The organism is Streptomyces sp. WI03-4A, assembly GCF_033792105.1.
Lineage (GTDB): Bacteria > Actinomycetota > Actinomycetes > Streptomycetales > Streptomycetaceae > Streptomyces > Streptomyces collinus_A.
Map to the genome: position 1 here is coordinate 55193 of NZ_JARAUO010000047.1, position 16980 is coordinate 72172.

The 16980-nt window shown below is 70.9% G+C and carries 15 protein-coding genes and 2 tRNA genes; 5 read left to right on the forward strand and 12 right to left on the reverse strand.

The features are described from left to right. Positions 1-552: 552 nt before the first annotated feature. The gene (locus PV343_RS34180; RefSeq protein WP_020942146.1) at positions 553-948 is read left to right on the forward strand and encodes a cyclic nucleotide-binding/CBS domain-containing protein; all 396 of its coding nucleotides are present in this window, start codon (positions 553-555) and stop codon (positions 946-948) included. 69 nt (positions 949-1017) lie between these two features. On the opposite strand, the gene PV343_RS34185 is transcribed toward PV343_RS34180, so the two are convergent. Continuing rightward, on the reverse strand, positions 1018-2469 hold the full coding sequence (locus tag PV343_RS34185; protein ID WP_319150914.1) for a catalase: 1452 nt from the start codon (positions 2467-2469) through the stop codon (positions 1018-1020). A 143-nt stretch (positions 2470-2612) separates the two neighbouring features. On the opposite strand from PV343_RS34185, the gene PV343_RS34190 reads away from it, so the two are divergent. After that, positions 2613-3029, forward strand: coding sequence for a Fur family transcriptional regulator (locus PV343_RS34190; protein ID WP_319150915.1), 417 nt, complete (start codon positions 2613-2615; stop codon positions 3027-3029). 130 nt (positions 3030-3159) lie between these two features. Here the strand turns inward: PV343_RS34190 and PV343_RS34195 are convergent. The 4 genes from PV343_RS34195 to PV343_RS34210 all read right to left on the reverse strand — a co-directional run bounded on the left by PV343_RS34195 (position 3160) and on the right by PV343_RS34210 (position 8337). Then, positions 3160-3233: transfer RNA gene (locus PV343_RS34195), tRNA-Met, on the reverse strand. 78 nt (positions 3234-3311) lie between these two features. After that, positions 3312-5123: a tetratricopeptide repeat protein gene (locus PV343_RS34200; RefSeq protein ID WP_319150916.1), complete on the reverse strand. Its 1812-nt coding sequence runs from the start codon at positions 5121-5123 to the stop codon at positions 3312-3314. A 207-nt stretch (positions 5124-5330) separates the two neighbouring features. Further along, positions 5331-5404 (reverse strand) — tRNA-Met (locus PV343_RS34205). A gap of 41 nt (positions 5405-5445) precedes the next feature. Beyond that, positions 5446-8337: a UPF0182 family protein gene (locus tag PV343_RS34210; protein ID WP_319150929.1), complete on the reverse strand. Its 2892-nt coding sequence runs from the start codon at positions 8335-8337 to the stop codon at positions 5446-5448. A 164-nt stretch (positions 8338-8501) separates the two neighbouring features. Here PV343_RS34210 and PV343_RS34215 point away from each other — a divergent pair, with 164 nt between their 5' ends. Further along, positions 8502-9044, forward strand: a complete 543-nt coding sequence (locus tag PV343_RS34215) for a PPA1309 family protein (RefSeq protein ID WP_319150917.1) — start codon at positions 8502-8504, stop codon at positions 9042-9044. Positions 9045-9120: 76 nt separating this feature from the next. Here the strand turns inward: PV343_RS34215 and PV343_RS34220 are convergent, their stop codons facing one another. The 4 genes from PV343_RS34220 to PV343_RS34235 form a co-directional block, all read right to left on the reverse strand. After that, entirely contained in the window at positions 9121-10218 is a 1098-nt protein-coding gene (locus PV343_RS34220; RefSeq protein ID WP_319150918.1) for a PDZ domain-containing protein, read from the reverse strand. 50 nt (positions 10219-10268) lie between these two features. After that, positions 10269-10442 carry a hypothetical protein gene (locus tag PV343_RS34225; RefSeq protein WP_319150919.1) on the reverse strand — a complete coding sequence of 58 codons (174 nt, stop codon included), beginning with the start codon at positions 10440-10442 and terminating at the stop codon, positions 10269-10271. Positions 10443-10601: 159 nt separating this feature from the next. Then, entirely contained in the window at positions 10602-11063 is a 462-nt protein-coding gene (locus PV343_RS34230) for a molybdenum cofactor biosynthesis protein MoaE (RefSeq protein WP_319150920.1), read from the reverse strand. A gap of 123 nt (positions 11064-11186) precedes the next feature. Beyond that, positions 11187-12296: an SDR family oxidoreductase gene (locus tag PV343_RS34235; protein ID WP_319150921.1), complete on the reverse strand. Its 1110-nt coding sequence runs from the start codon at positions 12294-12296 to the stop codon at positions 11187-11189. A gap of 193 nt (positions 12297-12489) precedes the next feature. On the opposite strand from PV343_RS34235, the gene PV343_RS34240 reads away from it, so the two are divergent. Together PV343_RS34240 and PV343_RS34245 are read left to right on the forward strand one after the other, a co-directional pair. Then, positions 12490-13953, forward strand: a complete 1464-nt coding sequence (locus tag PV343_RS34240) for a zinc-dependent metalloprotease (RefSeq protein WP_319150922.1) — start codon at positions 12490-12492, stop codon at positions 13951-13953. Then, entirely contained in the window at positions 13950-14465 is a 516-nt protein-coding gene (locus PV343_RS34245) for an NUDIX hydrolase (RefSeq protein WP_319150923.1), read from the forward strand. The genes PV343_RS34240 and PV343_RS34245 overlap by 4 nt, the downstream gene beginning before the upstream one ends. A 92-nt stretch (positions 14466-14557) precedes the next feature. On the opposite strand, the gene PV343_RS34250 is transcribed toward PV343_RS34245, so the two are convergent. The 3 genes from PV343_RS34250 to PV343_RS34260 all read right to left on the reverse strand — a co-directional run. After that, positions 14558-15313, reverse strand: coding sequence for an AIM24 family protein (locus tag PV343_RS34250; RefSeq protein WP_319150924.1), 756 nt, complete (start codon positions 15311-15313; stop codon positions 14558-14560). Positions 15314-15330: 17 nt separating this feature from the next. Further along, complete coding sequence (locus PV343_RS34255; protein ID WP_020942134.1) at positions 15331-16011, reverse strand: AIM24 family protein; 681 nt, start codon at positions 16009-16011, stop codon at positions 15331-15333. 12 nt (positions 16012-16023) lie between these two features. After that, a partial coding sequence (locus PV343_RS34260; protein WP_319150925.1) for an AIM24 family protein occupies positions 16024-16980 on the reverse strand: 957 nt, incomplete at its 5' end.

Consider the following 16980-nt stretch of genomic DNA (forward strand, 5'->3'; position numbering starts at 1 on the left):
GGTACGCCGAGCTGTAGCCCTGGTTGTAACCCTCGACGTAACCGCGCGCCCATGAGGAGTCATGGCCGCTCGAGTAGTTGGATCCGTAACCGTCGCGGTCGCAGTCGGAACGCGCGTCGGAGAAGCCGTCGCGGAAACCCTGTCGGAACCCTTCCCGGTAGTGGTTCTGTGTCGGCGCAACCGCCGCCGTGCTCACGTGTGTTGTTGCGGGAGTGGACGCGAACGCCGACTGAGCGCTCAACGGCATGAGGGCGACACCGGCCGCCACCAGAGCGGAGCTGAGGGCGGCAGCCCTCCGGACAGTCCTTCGCTGCATGAGCTCTCCCAAATACACCCATCGGGGACATTTACACTCTAGTAGGCCGAAAGTGTGATGCAACTCCTGGGTAACCGGCGCTCCCGAGCCCCAGGCGAAACCCGCACACGCCCTCAACAGGCCACGCGCGCCCCCTTGTTGACCCGCCTTTTACCTGCCACTCTGAAGCCACCCCCACTTGTGAACTTGTGAATCCCTGAACTTTCCCGGGGATTCCCTAGGAGGTGGCCCTTCCCATGCTCGTCCGTGACGCCATGAGCACGGTGATCCTCACCGTCGGCCCCGCCCACTCACTCCGTCAGGCAGCGGCTCTGATGTCCGCCCGCCGCGTCGGCGCCGCCGTGGTCCTGGACCCCGACGCCGGAGGCATCGGCATCCTCACCGAACGCGACGTCCTCAACTCCGTGGGCCTCGGCCAGAATCCGGACACCGAACGCACCCACGCCCACACCACCACCGAGGTCGTCTTCGCCGCCCCGACCTGGACCCTGGAGGAGGCGGCCCGCGCCATGACCCACGGCGGCTTCCGGCACCTGGTCGTCCTCGACCGCGGCGAGGTGGCGGGCATCGTCTCGGTCCGCGACATCATCCGCTGCTGGGTCCCGGCCCGGGAGCCGGCGCCCGCCCTCTGAGCGCACGTACACGCACCGGGGGCGGGCCGGACCTCCATGGGTCCGGCCCGCCCCCGGCGGCAGCGTGTGTCAGCCGCGCAGTTCGCGCACGGCCGCCTCGAGCCGCTTGCCGAAGTCGGCGTCGGCCCGGGCGAAGTTCCCGATCGCGCGCTCGGCGATGTCGTCGCGGCTCACGCCCGCGATCGCGCCCGCCAGGTTGGCGACCAGACGCTCCTTCTCGTCCTCGCGCATCAGGCGGTAGAGGTTGCCCGCCTGCACGAAGTCGTCGTCCTCGGCGTGCGCCGGGGTCGGGTGGTTGCCCGTGGCACCGGTGACGGCCGTGGGCTGCCACAGCGCGCGGTCCGTCTGGGCGGGCCCGCCGAAGCTGTTCGGCTCGTAGTTCTTCGCGCCGCCGTGCCGGCCGTCGTAGAGCAAGCCGTCCCGCGAGTTGGTGCGCGCCTCGGTGGCGTGCGGACGGTTCACCGGCAGGTGGTCGGCGTTGATGCCGACGCGGTAGCGGTGCGCGTCGCCGTAGGCGAAGAGGCGGCCCTGGAGCATCTTGTCGGGCGAGGGCCCGATGCCGGGCACGAAGTGCGCGGGGCTGAAGATCGACTGCTCGACCTCGGCGAAGATGTTCCGCGGGTTGCGGTTCAGCTCCAGCCTGCCGATCTCGACGACCGGGTAGTCCGCGTGCGGCCACACCTTGGTCAGGTCGAACGGGTTGAAGCGGTACGTCGCCGCGCCCGCCACCGGCATGATCTGCACGCCCACGGTCCAGCTCGGGAACTCGCCGCGCTCGATCGCCTCGCGCAGGTCGCGCTGGTGCGAGTCGGGGTCCTTGCCCGCGAGGACGTCCGCCTCCTCGGCGGTGAGGTTCCTGATCCCCTGATCGGTCTTGAAGTGGTACTTGACCCAGAAGGCCTCGCCCGCCGCGTTGCTCCACTGGAAGGTGTGCGAGCCGAAACCGTCCATGTGCCGGTACGACGCCGGGATGCCGCGGTCGCCGAACAGCCAGGTCACCTGGTGGGTCGACTCCGGCGACAGGGACCAGAAGTCCCACACGTTGTCGGCCTCCGTGGAGCCGGTGTAGGGGTCGCGCTTCTGGGTGTGGATGAAGTCCGGGAACTTGATCGCGTCGCGGATGAAGAAGACCGGGGTGTTGTTGCCGACGAGGTCGTAGTTGCCCTCCTCGGTGTAGAACTTCAGCGAGAAGCCGCGCGGGTCGCGGACGGCGTCCGCCGCGCCCAGGTTGCCGGCCACGGTCGAGAAGCGCAGGAAGACCTCGGTCTCCTTGCCGACCTCGGAGAGGAAGGCGGCGCGGGTGTACGGGGTGACGTCGGCGGTCACCGTGAAGGTGCCGTAGGCCCCGGCACCGCGCGCGTGCACGACCCGCTCCGGGATGCGCTCACGGTTGAAGTGGGCCAGCTTCTCCAGGAGGAGCTGGTCCTGCACGAGCACCGGGCCGCCGACCCCCGCGGTCTCGCTGTTCTGGTTGTCCGCCACCGGGGCACCGGCCTCCGTGGTGAGGGGTCCCTGCGTCACGTGCGCCTCCTGCGTCATCGCCGACCTGTCCTGTGGGTCGTTCAAAGCCAGGCTCAATCCTACCTTGGACTAAGTCCAAGTCAAACAACGTTCCAAAGTCACACCTGTTCGGATTCTGGTCTCCCTGCTGTTACGCTGGGAGCATGAGCGACCTTCTGGAACGGCTGCGCGGACGCGGATGGCGGATGACCGCACAGCGGCGCGTGGTGGCCGAGGTTCTCGACGGCGAGCACGTCCACCTGACGGCCGACGAGGTGCACGCGCGTGCCGTCGCGAAGCTGCCGGAGATCTCCCGGGCGACCGTCTACAACACGCTGGGCGAACTGGTCACCCTCGGTGAGGTACTCGAGGTCAGCACCGACAAGCGCGCCAAGCGGTACGACCCGAACGCGCACCGGCCGCACCACCACCTGGTCTGCGCCGGCTGCGGCGCGATCCGCGACGTGCACCCGGACGGCAACCCGCTCGCCGACCTTCCCGACACGGAGCGCTTCGGCTTCACGGTGTCGGACGTCGAGGTGACGTACCGCGGGCTGTGCCCGTCCTGCGCGGGCGCCTGACGACATCCCGAGGGGGGCGCGAGCCCCCCTTTCGCGTACCTGCCGGCCGTAAACCGAGGCGTGACCGCATCGAGCCCTGAACGCACCGAGGGCCGGAATCCATTTCTGGATTCCGGCCCTCGGCCTTCAGTAGCGGGGACAGGATTTGAACCTGCGACCTCTGGGTTATGAGCCCAGCGAGCTACCGAGCTGCTCCACCCCGCGTCGGTGAACACGACACTACGTGAGGGAGGTGCGGGGAGGCAAATCCATTCGGCGGCGCGTGTCCCAGGTCACGCGCGGTCACGCCGACAGTTCCTCCCGCAGGGCGTCCCCCAGCCGCCCGGCGCGCTCGGCGACCTCGGCGGGCCCCAGCTCCACCGCCCGGGCGGCCCACTTCTGCCCCTCGGCCAGCTCGCCCCGACGCGCGTAGACGAGGGCCAGCCGCAGAGCCGCCCGCCCGTGCCCCGCGTCGGCCGCCCGCGCCCACCACACGGCCGCCTCCGGCTCGCTGCCCTCACGGGCCAGCAGCAGCCCCAGGTTGAACGCCCCGTTCCGGGAGCCGGCCTCGGCCGCCGTCTTGTACCACCGGGCCGCCTCGACCACGTCGCCCCGGGCCGCGGCGAGCATGCCGACCCGCACCTGGGCCCTGCGGTGCCCCTGGGTGGCCGCCCGCTCGTACCACTCCTCGCACTCGGTCTTCTCGTGCACGGTCTCGCCCAGCTCGTGCGCGGGCTCCGGCGGCCGCCGCGCGTCCAGCACGGTGGCGAGACGGTAGGCGCCCTCGGCGCTCCCGCCGCCGGCCGCGCACCGCAGATGCCGCTCGGCCTGCCGCTCGTCGCCCTCGCGCAGCCGGGCGATCCCCACCTGCAGCGCGGCCTCGGTGTGCCCGGCCGCGGCCGCCTGCTCGTACCACCGCAGAGCGGCCCGGTCCTCGCCCCGGCCGGCGTGCAGGATCCCGAGGTTGAACGCGGCGTCCACGCTTCCGGCCTCGGCCGCCTTGGAGAACCACGGCTCGGCCCCCGCGGTGTCGCCGCCCTGGAGCAGCAGGATGGCGAGCGCGTTGGCCGCCTCCCGGTGACCGGCGTAGGCGGCCCGTCGGTACCACTGCTCGGCCTGGGCGGTCCGCCCCTGCTCGGCGCAGAGCAGCCCCAGGTTGTACGCCCCGTTGTCGTCGCCGGCGTCGAGCGCGGCCCGGTACCAGCGCTCGGCGGTCTGGGTCTCCCCGCGTTCGGCGTGCAGCGCGCCGAGCGCGTTGGCCGCGTTGCCGTCGCCGTCCTGGGCGGCTCTGAGCCACCACACGGCCGCGCTCTCGGTGTCCCCGGCGTCGCGCAGCAGGAAGCCGAGCGCGCAGGCGGCACGCGGCTCGCCGTCCTTGGCGGAGGTCAGGTACCAGCGGCCGGCCTCCTTCAGCTCCCCGCGCTTCTCCAGGATCGCGCCGAGGTGCAGCGCGGCCCGCCGGTGGCCGCGCGCGGCGGCCTGCCGGTACCACTGCTCGACCTCCTCGACAGCGTTGTCACCCGTGGCCTCGTCCTCGTGGGCGGCCCTGCGGTCGAGTGCGCGGGCCATCCGGTAGGCGGCCTCGCGGTGCCCGCGTTCGGCGGCGGCCCGCATCCAGTGCCCGGCGCCGGCGTCGCCGCGGTGCTCCAGCAGGTCGGCGAGCGCGTAGGCACCCAGCGCGTGGCCCTGCTCGGCGGACTGGCGCAGCCAGTACTCGGCGGCGGGCTCGTCGCCGCGTTCGCGGTGGTGCCGGCCGAGCGCGTGCGCGGCGGCGGCGGAGCCGGCGACGGCGGCGATCCGCCACCAGCCGGCGGCCTCCTCGGCGTAGCCGCGCTGGTGCAGCAGGACGCCCAGGTTGTTGGCGGCGGCCCGGTCCCCGGTCGCGGTGGCGGCACGCAGCAGGGGTTCGGCGCCGTCGAGGTCGCCGCGGCGCAGCAGCATGGCGCCGAGGACGCTCATCGCCTCGTTCTCACCGGTCTCCGCGGCGAGCCGCAGGCGGACCTCCTCGGCGTCCTCCCCCATGTCGTTCGTCTCGTCCCGGGTCGGCTCCTCACCCGGGGGCTGCACAAATCGCCCTGTCTCGAACAGAGTTGCCTTGTCCCCCATAACGTCCATCGTCGCACCACCTGCAACCTGGGTACACCCGGTATACCGCAGCCCGTGAGGTCACTTCAGCGTTTTGTCGACATGCCCACAGAGAGACAAGTCAAACACAGATCGCCCAACTCCCCACCACGGCGCGGCGGTATGCCCTCCCTGCACATGAGTTCGCACACCACGAAGGCCCGGATTCCTGTAAGGAATCCGGGCCTTCGTCATCAGTAGCGGGGACAGGATTTGAACCTGCGACCTCTGGGTTATGAGCCCAGCGAGCTACCGAGCTGCTCCACCCCGCGCCGTTGTGACTCAACCGTATCACGGCACGGGACGGGGTCGATCAACCCTTGCGGCCGCCGTCCGTCTTGTCCGCCTTGTCCGCCTTGGTCTGCGCGTCCTCGGCCCGCTTCAGCGCGGCCTCCAGGTCCTTCTGCGCCTTGGCCCAGGCGTCCCAGTCGGGGCCCTGCGGCTGCTTCAGCGCCTCCTTGCCGGCGTCGATGGCCTTCTGGGCGTCCTGCAGCGCCTGCCGGACGGTGGGGTTGGCGGTGTCCGGCGGGTTGGTGGTGCCGGTGTCCGGCGGTGTCGAACTCTTCACCCCGAACACCTCGTCGAGCGCCTCGCCCAGGGTGTCCTTGAAGGCGGTCCTGCCCTCGTAGGTGACCAGGACCTTGCGCAGCAACGGGTACTTGAGGGAGCCGCCGCGGACGTAGACGGGCTCCGCGTACAGCAGTCCCCCGTCGAGGGGCACGGTCAGCAGATTGCCGTACTCGACCTTCGAGTGCCCGCGGCTGAGCAGGCTGATGGTCTCGGCGATGTCCGACTCGGAGTTGAACTGGCTCTGCACCTGTTTGGGTCCGTCGACCGTCGTACTGGTCGGCAGCTTCAGGATTCTGATCTTGCCGTAGTCGGTGGTGCGCGGATCGGAGTCGACGGCCATGAACGCGCTGAGGTTGTCCCGCCCGTTCGGTGTGAACGTCGTCGTCAGCGAGAACGCCTGGGCGCTCTGGTCCGGCATCTTCATGCTCAGGTAGTACGGCGGCACCGCGCTGCCGGAGTCGTTGGTGGGGTCGTCGGGCACCTCCCACACCTCGCTGCCGCTGAGGAAGGTCTGCGCGTCGGTCACGTGGTACCGCGTGAGCAGTTCACGCTGGACCTTGAACAGGTCCTGCGGGTAGCGCAGGTGGGCCATCAGGTCGCCGGAGATGTCCGCGCGGGGCTTCACCGTGCCGGGGAATGCCTTCATCCAGGTCTTCAGCACCGGGTCCTTGGTGTCCCACTGGTAGAGCTTGACCTCGCCGGTGTACGCGTCGACGGTCGCCTTGACCGAGTTGCGGATGTAGTTGACCTGGTTCTGCTGGGCCACCACCGCACGGGAGTTGTTGGTGGCGGTCAGCGAGTCGGCCGTCGTGTCACCGAGGGTGGTGCGGGAGGCGTACGGGTATCCGTTACTGGTCGTGTACGCGTCGACGATCCACTGGATGCGGTGGTCGACGACGGCCGGGTAGGCGTCGCCGTCGATGGTCAGCCAGGGGGCGACCGCCTCGACCCGGTCCTTGGGCGTGCGGTTGTACAGGATCCGCGAACCCTTGCCGATGGCACCGGAGTAGAGGATCTGCGGCTCGTTGAACGCCACCGCGTACGCGGCCCGGTTGACCGGGTTGTCGAGGTTGACGCCGCTGTTGCCGGTGTAGCTGGTGGTCTTCTCGCCCTCGTCGTCGGAGTAGTCGACCTCCTTCTGGGGGCCGCCGACGATCGAGTACGTGGTGGTCTTCTCGCCGTAGTAGATCTGCTGCTTGTAGGAGCCGAGGTCGCCGGTGGACGGCAGGTTCTTCTCGGTGAAGACCGGCCGGCCCTCGGCGTCGGCCTCGGTGCCCTTGGCGGCGACCACGCCGTAGCCGTGGGTGTAGCGGAAGTGGTCGTTGATCCAGTTGTTCTTCGGGACGCCGTCCAGGTTCAGCTCGCGCAGACCGATGACGGTGTCCTGGTCCTTGCCGTTCTTGGGGTACCGGTCCACGTCGAGGTTGGTCGGGAACCCGTAGTAGTTCCGGATCTGCTGGAGCTGCTGGAACGTCGGGGAGACGATGTTCGGGTCGAGGATGCGCAGGCTGGCGGTGTCGTCGACCTGGTCGCGCAGCACGGTCTTGTCCGACGTGGTGGACTTGCCCGCGTACTCGTCGACCTTGGTGTCGTCGATGCCGTACGCGTCACGCGTCGCCTTGAGGTTCTTCTGGACGTACGGGGCTTCCTTGGCCTGCTCGTTCGGCTGCACCTGGAACTTCTGCACGATGGCCGGGTACAGGCCGCCGATCAGGATCGCCGAGAGGACCATCAGGCCGAAGCCGATGACCGGGAGCTGCCAGGTGCGCCGCCACAGGGTGGCGAAGAACAGCAGCGCGCAGATGACGGCGATGCAGAACAGGATGGTCTTGGCGGGCAGATAGGCGTTGGCGTCGACGTAGCGCAGGCCGGTCCAGTTGTCGGTGGCCTTGAAGTCGCTGGACTTGACGGCGAGTCCGTAGCGGTCGAGCCAGTAGGCGACCGCCTTCAGCGCCACGAAAACGCCTAGGAGCACCGACAGGTGCCCGGTCGCGGCGGCCGTGGCACGCGCGCCGGGGCTGGTGACGCGCAGCCCGCCGTACAGGTAGTGGGTGAGCGCGGCGGCGATCAGGCTGAGGATCGCGGCGGCGAAGCCGAAGCCCAGCAGGAACCGGTACCAGGGCAGGTCGAACGCGTAGAAGGCGACGTCGAGGTGGAACTGCGGGTCCTTCTGGTGGAAGGGCACGCCGTTGACCCACAGCAGCCAGGTGCGCCACTGGCCGGCCGCCGAGGCGCCCGCGATCAGCCCGACGAGGGCGGTGACGGCGAGCAGCAGCCACGTCTTGTAGGGCGCGATGCCCATCCGGTAGCGGTCCAGGCTCTGCTGTTCCAGGGACATGGCGCTCAGCGGGGGCCGCAGCCGGTGCGCGAGCCAGATGTTGAAGCCCACCGCGACGGCCATCAGCAGGCCGAAGACGAAGAACAGCCCGATCTTCGTCCACAGCGTGGTGGTGAACACCGACGAGTAGTGCACCGACCGGTACCACAGCCAGTCCGTCCAGAAGCCCGCGAACATGGTGAACGCCATGCCGAGGACGGCGAGGACGCCCAGGGTCATGAGCAGGGTCCGGGCCCGCCGGGACGGGCGTCCCGCTCTGATCCGCGGCCCCGTCGGGCCTCCGCCGCGGTCCGGCATCTGGAAAGCCAAGGTGCGCACCTCGAAGTTCGCTGTCGATACGTCAGGCCCCCGTGTTCGCGGGCCCCCCGTGTAGCCCGGTGATCGCGGGCCCACACCTATGCAACTTACTCACGGTTTAACCGGTTCCCGATTCCGGCCGGGAACGAGGCAGGATTGTGACCATGTCCAACACTCCCATGGCAGCGAGCCCGCTCACCCGGGCCGTACTCGAGATCGACGAGTACGCCTCCGGCCTCGGCTGGGACCAGCCCGCTCGCCTCTTCGCCCTCGTAGACACCGCACGGCTGCGGGTCCAGGAACCTGCCCTCGCGGCCCAGCTCGGCCTGCAGGACGAGCCCGAGACCACCGGTCTCACCCCGATCGAGCAGGACGAGGTTCCAACGGACAGGCCGCTCGACGAGTTCCTCGGCACCATCGCCTGGCCGGACGCGGTGGTCGGCTGCGCGCTCACGGTGGAGCGGCTGATGCTGCCCCCGTCGGCCGAGGCCCAGGTCCCGCAGGGGCTGAGCGAGGCCAAGCTGGCCAAGTGGGTCGCCGAACACCCCGAGCGCCAGGAGGTCCGCATGACGGTCGCGGTGCTGCGCGACGGCACCCGCGACTCGGCGCTGCGGCTGCGCGAGAAGGACTCCCCGACGGAGGTCCTGACGGGCCCCGACCTGGTGCCGGGTCTGGCCCAGGCACTGTCCGTCACGTTCGAGGACTGATCCGCTCCGCCCGTACGGCACTGGGGGCGCCCCTGTCATCAGGGGCGCCCCCAGCCGTGTACCGGGACCGCGGGGGTCAGCTCCCGGTGGTGCACTTCGGCAGTGCGGCGGTGTCGCCGTCACGGATGTCCTTCAGGGCGCCGAGGGCGTCCCCGATGGTCTTGACCTTGACCAGGGTGAGCCCGCTCGGGGTGTCCTTGGCGGCGGCCGCGCAGTTGTCGGCGGGGGTCAGGAAGTACTGGGCTCCCTTGTCGCGCGCGCCGACCGTCTTCATCTCGATGCCGCCGATCGGCCCGACGGTGCCGCTGTCGTCGATGGTGCCGGTGCCGGCGACGAACTTGCCGCCGGTGAGGCTGCCGGGGGTGAGCTTGTCGTAGATGCCGAGCGCGAACATCAGGCCGGCGCTGGGCCCGCCGACGTCGGCGAGCTTGATGTCGACGGTGAACGGGAAGGTGTGGTCGGTCCCGGCGGAGATCCCGACGATGGCCCGCTTGGCGCCGCTGTCGTCGGAGGTCGCCGTGGTGATGGTGACGTCCTGGGTGCCGGTCGCCGTCCGGTGCGCCTTCTCGGCGGCGGCCTGGTCCTTGGCGGGGACGACGGTGAAGACGGCCTTCTGCCCGGGCTTGTGCCGGGTGACGAGCTTGGCGACGTCGGAGGGCTGCTTGACCGCCGTGCCGTCCACGGCCTTGATCACGTCGCCGGCGTGCAGCCTGCCCTCGGCCGGGGAGCCCTTGATGACGGTGGAGACGATCACCCACGACTTCACCGGGACGCCCAGTTCCTTCAGCGCGGCGACCTTGGCGCTCTCCTGGGACTGGCTGAACTCCTCGGCGTTCTCCTGGCTGGACTGCTCCTCCGTCTTGCCGTCCGGGTAGAGGGTGTCGTGCGGGACGATCTTGCTGTCGTGCGCCAGCCAGCCGTAGACGGCCTCCACCAGGTTCATCCGGAAGTCGGCGCTGGTGACCCGGACGGTCGTCATGTTCAGGTGGCCGTCGGTCGGGTACGTCTTGTGCCCGGCGATCTGCAGCACCGGCTCGCCCTCGTGGTCCCCGAGCGTGTTCACGGTCGGCCCCGGGGACATCTCCGAGTACGGCACGGGGATGAGCACTCCCGCGCACAGGAGCGCGATCAGCATCAGTGTGGAGGCGAGCATCGTCGCGGTGCGGCGTGGCATGCCACGACAGTACGGGACGGCCCTGTCAGCGCACCGTCAGGGCACCCCTGTCAGGCGCCGCGCGCACCCGTGTGGGACTTCTCCATCGCCTCGCGGAACCGCGCGTACCCGTCCAGTTCGGGACCGTCGCTGCGCGCCTTGCGCGTGCGGTTGGCCCAACTCCCCCACAGTCCGGCACAGACCGCGGCGACAAGCGGAATCAGCAACCAGGCGAGTGCCGCCATGCCGACCTCCCTACCCCATGAGCGTCCGCAACTGAGTGATCAGCAGATTAACCACCCGCACTGACAACGCTCACGTGAGGGGTCCGGTTACGCAACCGCAGTACCCGGAGGGCCCAACGTGAACAGGGGTGCGCCCGGGACCGGCGGGCGCCGCCGGGGTCAGCAGGCGCCGACCCACTCCTCCGTGCCGTCGGAGAACGTCTGGTGCTTCCAGATGGGCACCTCGTGCTTGACGTCGTCGATCAGCCGGCGGCAGGCGTCGAAGGCCTCCGCGCGGTGGGGGCAGGCGACGGCCACGACGACGGCGAGGTCCCCCACCTTGAGGTCTCCCACCCGGTGGACCGCGGCCAGGGCGCGCACCGGGTACTCGGCGACGACCTTCTCCGCGACACGCCGCATCTCCTCCTCGGCGCTGGGGTGGCAGGAGTACCCGAGCGCGTCGACGTCGGCGCCCCCGTCGTGGTTGCGAACAGTGCCCACGAACAGCGCGATGCCGCCGGCGGCGTCGTCCCCGACGGCCCGGAACACCTCGTCCACGGAGAGCGCGGTCTCCCGGACGGCGATCAGCTTGACGGGGTCCTGGGCGACCTGCTCACCGGGGTGATCGTGCGTGGATGCCATGCCCCCATCGTGCCGTATCCCCGTGACACGCCGGAATACGACTTTCACCAGGCACGCGCGCCGTGGCGTTTGGAGCCTCCTACAGGGGCCGGCCGGGACCGCGGGCCGGCCCCGGTGCCCGGCTCAGCGGCGGCGGGCCTTGCGGGCCCGCCGGACCACGGCGGCCGCGCCCAGCAGGGCCACCGTGGCGCCCGCGGCACCGGCCGCCGTCGCGTCCTTGCGGCCCAGCCGGCGACCGGCGACCGTGTGCCGCCCGGCGACCTCCTCCAGCAGCTCCGCGAGAACCTCCTCGTTGGTCCACCGCGGCCGCCACCCGGCGTCGTGCAGCCGGCTCCCGCTGACCACCCACGGGTACATCGTGTAGGCGAGGTCCCCGGCCGGGGAGGGGGTGAGGCCGATGCGGTGCAGACGGGCGGCGGCGCCGAGCGCGACCGCGGACGGCAGCTCCATCCGCCGGATCCCGCTCAGCTCCTCGACCTCCTCCTGCTCCAGCCATCCGTCGCAGCCGACGGCCAGCTCGCCGTCGACCTTCTCGACGACGGCGTACTCCAGGGCCCCGCACAGGTCCTCGACGTGGCAGAACTGCCAGGCCGGCCGCGACCCGGCCACCACGAGCAGCCGGGGCGACTCGAAGTACCGGGTGAGCGCGGTGTCCGTGCCGCCCACCAGCACCGCGGGCCGCACCACGGTGACGTTGAGCCCCGGGTGCGCGCGCGGGGCGCGGCGGGCGAGCCGCTCGATCTCCAGCAGGTCCCCGACCCCGGTCGCCTCGGCCGTGGCCCGCAGCTCCGCGTCCTCCGACAGCGGCAGCTCGTTGTCCGGCAGCGCCCCGTAGACCATCGCGGACGTGCACAGCACCACCCGGTGCACCCCGGCGGCCGCCGCCGCGGTCAGCACGGTCTGCGTCCCCCGGACGTTGTACGCGGTGCGCGCGGCCGTGTCGCTGCCGAGGTCCAGGTCGAGCGCCAGGTGCACCACGACGTCGGCGCCGCGCAGCTTGTCCGCGATCGCCGGGTCCCGCACGTCGAGGATGTGCCACTGGGCGGCCTCGCACTCCCCGCGCCGCTCGTCGATGGCGATGACCTGCTTGATCTCCTCGGAGGCCGCGAGCCGCTCGGTGAGCAGCGCGCCCACCCCGCGGGCGGCGCCGGTGACCGCGACGACGGGTCCGCGCACGGCGGGAGTGGTTGACGGGTTTCGCGCTGCGCGAACCTGCGGATCTGGGGAACTCACCGGGCGTCTCCAGCGGTTGTCTTCAGTACGGGCGCCGAGTGACGCGCACGTACCAGGTGCATCCATCCTGCCGCAGGCCTTCACAGGACGAAGCACCGAGGCCCGATCGGGTCCGGGTGTCTACGCTGGGTGGTGTTGTCGGGCAGCCGCGCCGCCGGAGAGAGACCGGTGGCCTTACCAGCCGAGGAACCCCGTGAGTGACTCCCCATTCGGATTCGGCCTTCCGCCGGAGGAGCCGGAAGACGGCGACGAGGGCAAGAAGAAGGACCAGGAGAGCGGTGGTGGGCAGGGACCGGCCAACCCGTTCGGTTTCGGGCTGCCCGGAGCCGGAGGCTTTGGCGGCCCCGGCGCCGACAATCCGCTCGCAGCGATGTTCGGTTCCCTGAACCCCACCGACCTGGGTGCCGCGTTCCAGCAGCTGGGCCAGATGCTCTCCTACGAGGGCGGCCCGGTGAACTGGGACATGGCCAAGCAGATCGCCCGCCAGACCGTCGCCCAGGGCACGCCGGACGGCGTGAAGGACGCGAGCGTCGGCGCCTCCGAGCGCTCCGCCGTCCAGGAGGCCGTCCGCCTGGCCGACCTGTGGCTGGACGACGTGACGTCCCTGCCGTCGGGCGCCGGCACGGCCGTGGCCTGGTCCCGCGCGGAGTGGGTCGAGGCCACCCTGCCCGCCTGGCAGGAACTGGTCGACCCGGTCGCCGAGCGGGTCGGCGCGGCCATGGGCGACGTCCTGCCGGAGGAGATGCAGGCCATGGCGGGCCCGCTGATCGGCATGATGCGCTCCATGGGCGGCGCCATGTTCGGCACCCAGATCGGGCAGGCCGTGGGCGTGCTCGCGGGCGAGGTCGTCGGCTCCACCGACATCGGCCTGCCGCTGGGACCGTCCGGCAAGGCCGCGCTGCTGCCGGCCAACGTGGAGGCGTTCGGCAAGGACCTGAGCGTCGCGCAGGACGAGGTGCGGCTCTACCTGGCGCTGCGCGAGGCCGCCCACCAGCGTCTCTTCACGCACGTGCCGTGGCTGCGCTCGCACCTGTTCGGCGCGGTCGACGGGTACGCGCGCGGCATCAAGGTCGACACGGCCAAGCTGGAGGACGTGGTCGGCCAGTTCGACCCGCAGAACCCGGAGCAGCTGCAGGACGCCCTTCAGCAGGGCATGTTCCAGCCGGAGGACACCCCCGAGCAGAAGGCGGCCCTGGCCCGTCTGGAGACCGCTCTGGCACTCGTCGAGGGCTGGGTGGACGCGGTGGTCCACGCGGCCGCGAAGCCGCGTCTGTCGTCCGCCGACGCGCTGCGCGAGACGCTGCGCAGGCGCCGCGCCACCGGCGGCCCGGCGGAGCAGACGTTCGCCACGCTGATCGGTCTCGAGCTGCGCCCGCGCCGGCTGCGTGACGCCTCCCGGCTGTGGGCCTCGCTCACGGACGCGCGCGGGGTCGATGGCCGCGACGCCCTGTGGCACCACCCGGACATGCTGCCGACGGCCACCGACCTGGACGACCCGGACGGCTTCGTGCACCGCGAGCAGATGGACTTCTCCGAGCTCGACAAGATGCTCGGCGAGGCGGCCGGCAAGCCCGACCTGAAGAAGCCCGATCTGAAGAAGAACGCCGACGACGAGGCCGAGGGCGACGGCGAGGCGAAGGGCGACGGCACCGAGTGAGCCTCCATGACGACGCGGTCCTCGTGCTCAAGGGGTACGGGGACCAGGAGGAGCTGCGCCAGGTCTATCTGGACCACCTCGACGCGCATCCGGACGGCATGTGGAAGGCGTGCGCGGACGGGCACATCACGGCGAGCGCGCTGGTGATCGACCCGGAGCGCGGCCGGGTGCTGCTCACCCTGCACCGCAAGCTGCGGATGTGGCTCCAGATGGGCGGCCACTGCGAGCCGTCCGACGCGACGCTCGCGGACGCGGCGCTGCGCGAGGGGATCGAGGAGTCCGGTGTCGCGGGGCTGACCCTGCTGCCCGGCGGCCCGGTGCGCCTCGACCGGCACCACACGCCGTGCGCCTGGCATCTCGACGTCCAGTACGCGGCGCTCGCCCCGTCCGGAGCCGTGGAGACGATCAGCGACGAGTCGCTGGATCTGCGCTGGTTCGCCTACGACGAGGTGGCCGGCGTGGCCGACGCGTCCGTCGTGCACCTGCTGGAGGCGGCCCGCGCCAGGCTCTGACCGGAGGCGGGCACCGCGAGGTGCCCGAGGTGTGCTCAGCGACGAGGGGCGGCCGCCACGGCGGCCGCCCCTCGTGTCGCTCCGGTGGCGGATCAGCTCCAGACGTTGCCCTGGTTCTGGCCCCGCGCGCCGTGCTGGCCCATGCCGAACTGCGCGGCGATGCCCTGGCCGATCGCGGCGTTCTGCGGCGGCAGCAGCTCGCTGGGCTGCACCAGCGCGAACCCGGAGCCCATGAAGCTCAGCTCCCAGCCCTCGCCGGTGTTGCCGCGCCGCCGCCACACGCCCGAGGAGTGCGTCTGGGCCTGCATCTGCACCCGCAGGCCGGTGGACCAGGCGACGATCGCGTCCGCGTCGCAATTGACGTACTTGTCGGGCGTGACCTGCATCAGCAGCGGGGCGCCCGAGGTCATCAGGGCCACCTTGCCGCGGCCGGTGATGTTGAGCTGGTACTTCCCGGACCCGGAGATGCCGTAGAGGCTGTCGACGGCGATGACCTCGTGGTGCAGCGAGGAGTCCATGGCCAGGACGTAGCTGCTGTCCACCGTCAGACCGTCCTGCTCGACGTCCATGACGTGCACGTACTGGGCGAGGTTGGCGAGGAAGACGGTGCCCTGCCCGTGGCAGCGCATCAAATCCAGGCCCTCGCCGGTGTGCGCACGCGCGCGTGCCTGGCCGTTGGAACGGTACTCGGCGTCGAACTCCACGAGTCCCTGGTAGGCGACCATGGTGCCCTTGCGGGCGAGGATGTCGTCGTGACCCTCCAGGGTGACGCGGAGCATCTGCTTGTTCTGCAGGCTCCAGCGGTCCTGGTTCTGCGAGTCGTTGTGAGCGAAAAGCGGGCTCTGCATGGTGTTCTGACTCCCCCTCAGCCCCGGAACCGAAGGCGGTCGGTGCTGTCCTCGCTGGGCTGGACGACGACGATGCCCTGGCCGGAGAAGGCCATCTGATAGGCCTCACCGCTGCCGCGGCCGATCAGCGACTGCGCCTTGAAGCTGCGCTTGCCCTTCACCTTCAGGTTCGGGGACCAGGCGACGAGCGCGTCGGGGTCGACGTAGGTCTCGTCCTCGCCACCGCCGCAGTCGACGACGATCGGCTTGCCCCGGGAGGTCAGCGCGACCCAGCCCTGCCCGGAGATCTTCGTGTTCCACAGGCCCTGCCCGGCGAACTTGGCGAGCCCCTTGACGCGTTCCACACCCCAGGTGAGGTGGGCGTCGAAGGCGAGCAGGTTGGTGGCGTTGACGGAGATGCCGTCGCCGTTGAGGTTGATCACGACGACGTCGGCGCCGTAGTCGGCGAGGTAGAGCAGTCCGTCGCCGCTGCACTTCATCAGCGGGGCGCCCTCGCCGGTGATCCAGTCGCGGGCGATCTGGCGGACGGCGGGCGGGTTGGGCTCGTACTGGATGAAGCCTTCGTAGGCGACCATCGACCCCACGCGCGCGAGGAGGTCGTTCCCGGTCTGCATGGCGACCTTCAGCATGTGGTTGCCGTGGTTGTCCATACGGGCCGTGACGGGTGCGGGGGCGTAGCCCGCGAGCGGCTGGTTCATGACGGGCTCCCTCTAGACCTCGTACGGCTGGACGACGATGAAGTTGCCGGGCGCGCCCCGGAACTGGAGGTTGACGCTCTCCCCGGTGTCGCCCGGGTAGGCGTTGCGGCGCATCCGCACCTGGCTGGAGACGATCACCTGGGAGGCGGCCGACCAGGCGACCACGGCGTTGCAGTCGGCGAACGTCGTGGGCGTCACGGGCAGCACGACGGGCGTGCCGTGCGTCTTGACGACGATGGTGCCGGTGCCCTGGAACTGCATGGTGAACAGCGCGCCGCCGGGGATGCCGTGGCCCTCGATGCGGCGGACCTCGTACTGCAGGCTCTCGTCGAAGGCGAGGACGTTCTCCGCGGAGACGCAGATCGCGTCGCCCTGGAGCTCGACCGGGTGCAGGTGGGTGGAGTTCTCGGCGAGGAACACCTGGCCCTGGCCGGTGCAGCGCATGAGCTGCATCTCCTGGCCGGTGGCGTTGCCGACGATCCGCCCGGCGAAACCGGCGCCCTTGTAGCTGAAGTCCACCTTGCCCTGGTACAGCACCATGCTGCCCTGCCGCGCCAGCACGGGCTGTCCGCCGATGCCGAGGTCGACGCGGATCAGCTTGCTGTTCTGCTGGGTCCAGCGCTGCCCGGTGGGCGTCTCCTTGAACTTCTGGAGCGCGGCCGACACCCCGGCACCGCCCTGGGGGGCGCCCTGCGGCACTCCGTAGGGGGTGGTCTGCTGGCCGGGCACCTGGCCGTAGGGCGGCTGCTGGCCATAGCCAGGGGGCATGGGCGCGCCTGGCTGGCCGCCGTAGGAGGGCGGCTGCTGGCCGTAGCCCGGGGGCATCGGCGCGCCGGGCTGGCCGCCGTACGGCGGCGGCTGCGGCGGCTGGCCGTAGGGCGCGGGGGCCGGGGCCGGCGGCGGGACCGTGCCGCCGGGCGGCGGGGTCAGCGGGGCGATGACCGTCGGCGCCCCGTGCATGTTCGGTGC

Coding starts and splice junctions, on each gene's coding strand:
- PV343_RS34220 (WP_319150918.1), bottom strand. CDS start 10,218: ATGCCACGCCGCACCGCGACGATGCTCGCCTCCACACTGATGCTGATC.
- PV343_RS34255 (WP_020942134.1), bottom strand. CDS start 16,011: ATGAACCAGCCGCTCGCGGGCTACGCCCCCGCACCCGTCACGGCCCGT.
- PV343_RS34250 (WP_319150924.1), bottom strand. CDS start 15,313: ATGCAGAGCCCGCTTTTCGCTCACAACGACTCGCAGAACCAGGACCGC.
- PV343_RS34190 (WP_319150915.1), top strand. CDS start 2,613: ATGAGCGACCTTCTGGAACGGCTGCGCGGACGCGGATGGCGGATGACC.
- PV343_RS34215 (WP_319150917.1), top strand. CDS start 8,502: ATGTCCAACACTCCCATGGCAGCGAGCCCGCTCACCCGGGCCGTACTC.
- PV343_RS34230 (WP_319150920.1), bottom strand. CDS start 11,063: ATGGCATCCACGCACGATCACCCCGGTGAGCAGGTCGCCCAGGACCCC.
- PV343_RS34210 (WP_319150929.1), bottom strand. CDS start 8,337: ATGCCGGACCGCGGCGGAGGCCCGACGGGGCCGCGGATCAGAGCGGGA.
- PV343_RS34180 (WP_020942146.1), top strand. CDS start 553: ATGCTCGTCCGTGACGCCATGAGCACGGTGATCCTCACCGTCGGCCCC.
- PV343_RS34200 (WP_319150916.1), bottom strand. CDS start 5,123: ATGGACGTTATGGGGGACAAGGCAACTCTGTTCGAGACAGGGCGATTT.
- PV343_RS34225 (WP_319150919.1), bottom strand. CDS start 10,442: ATGGCGGCACTCGCCTGGTTGCTGATTCCGCTTGTCGCCGCGGTCTGT.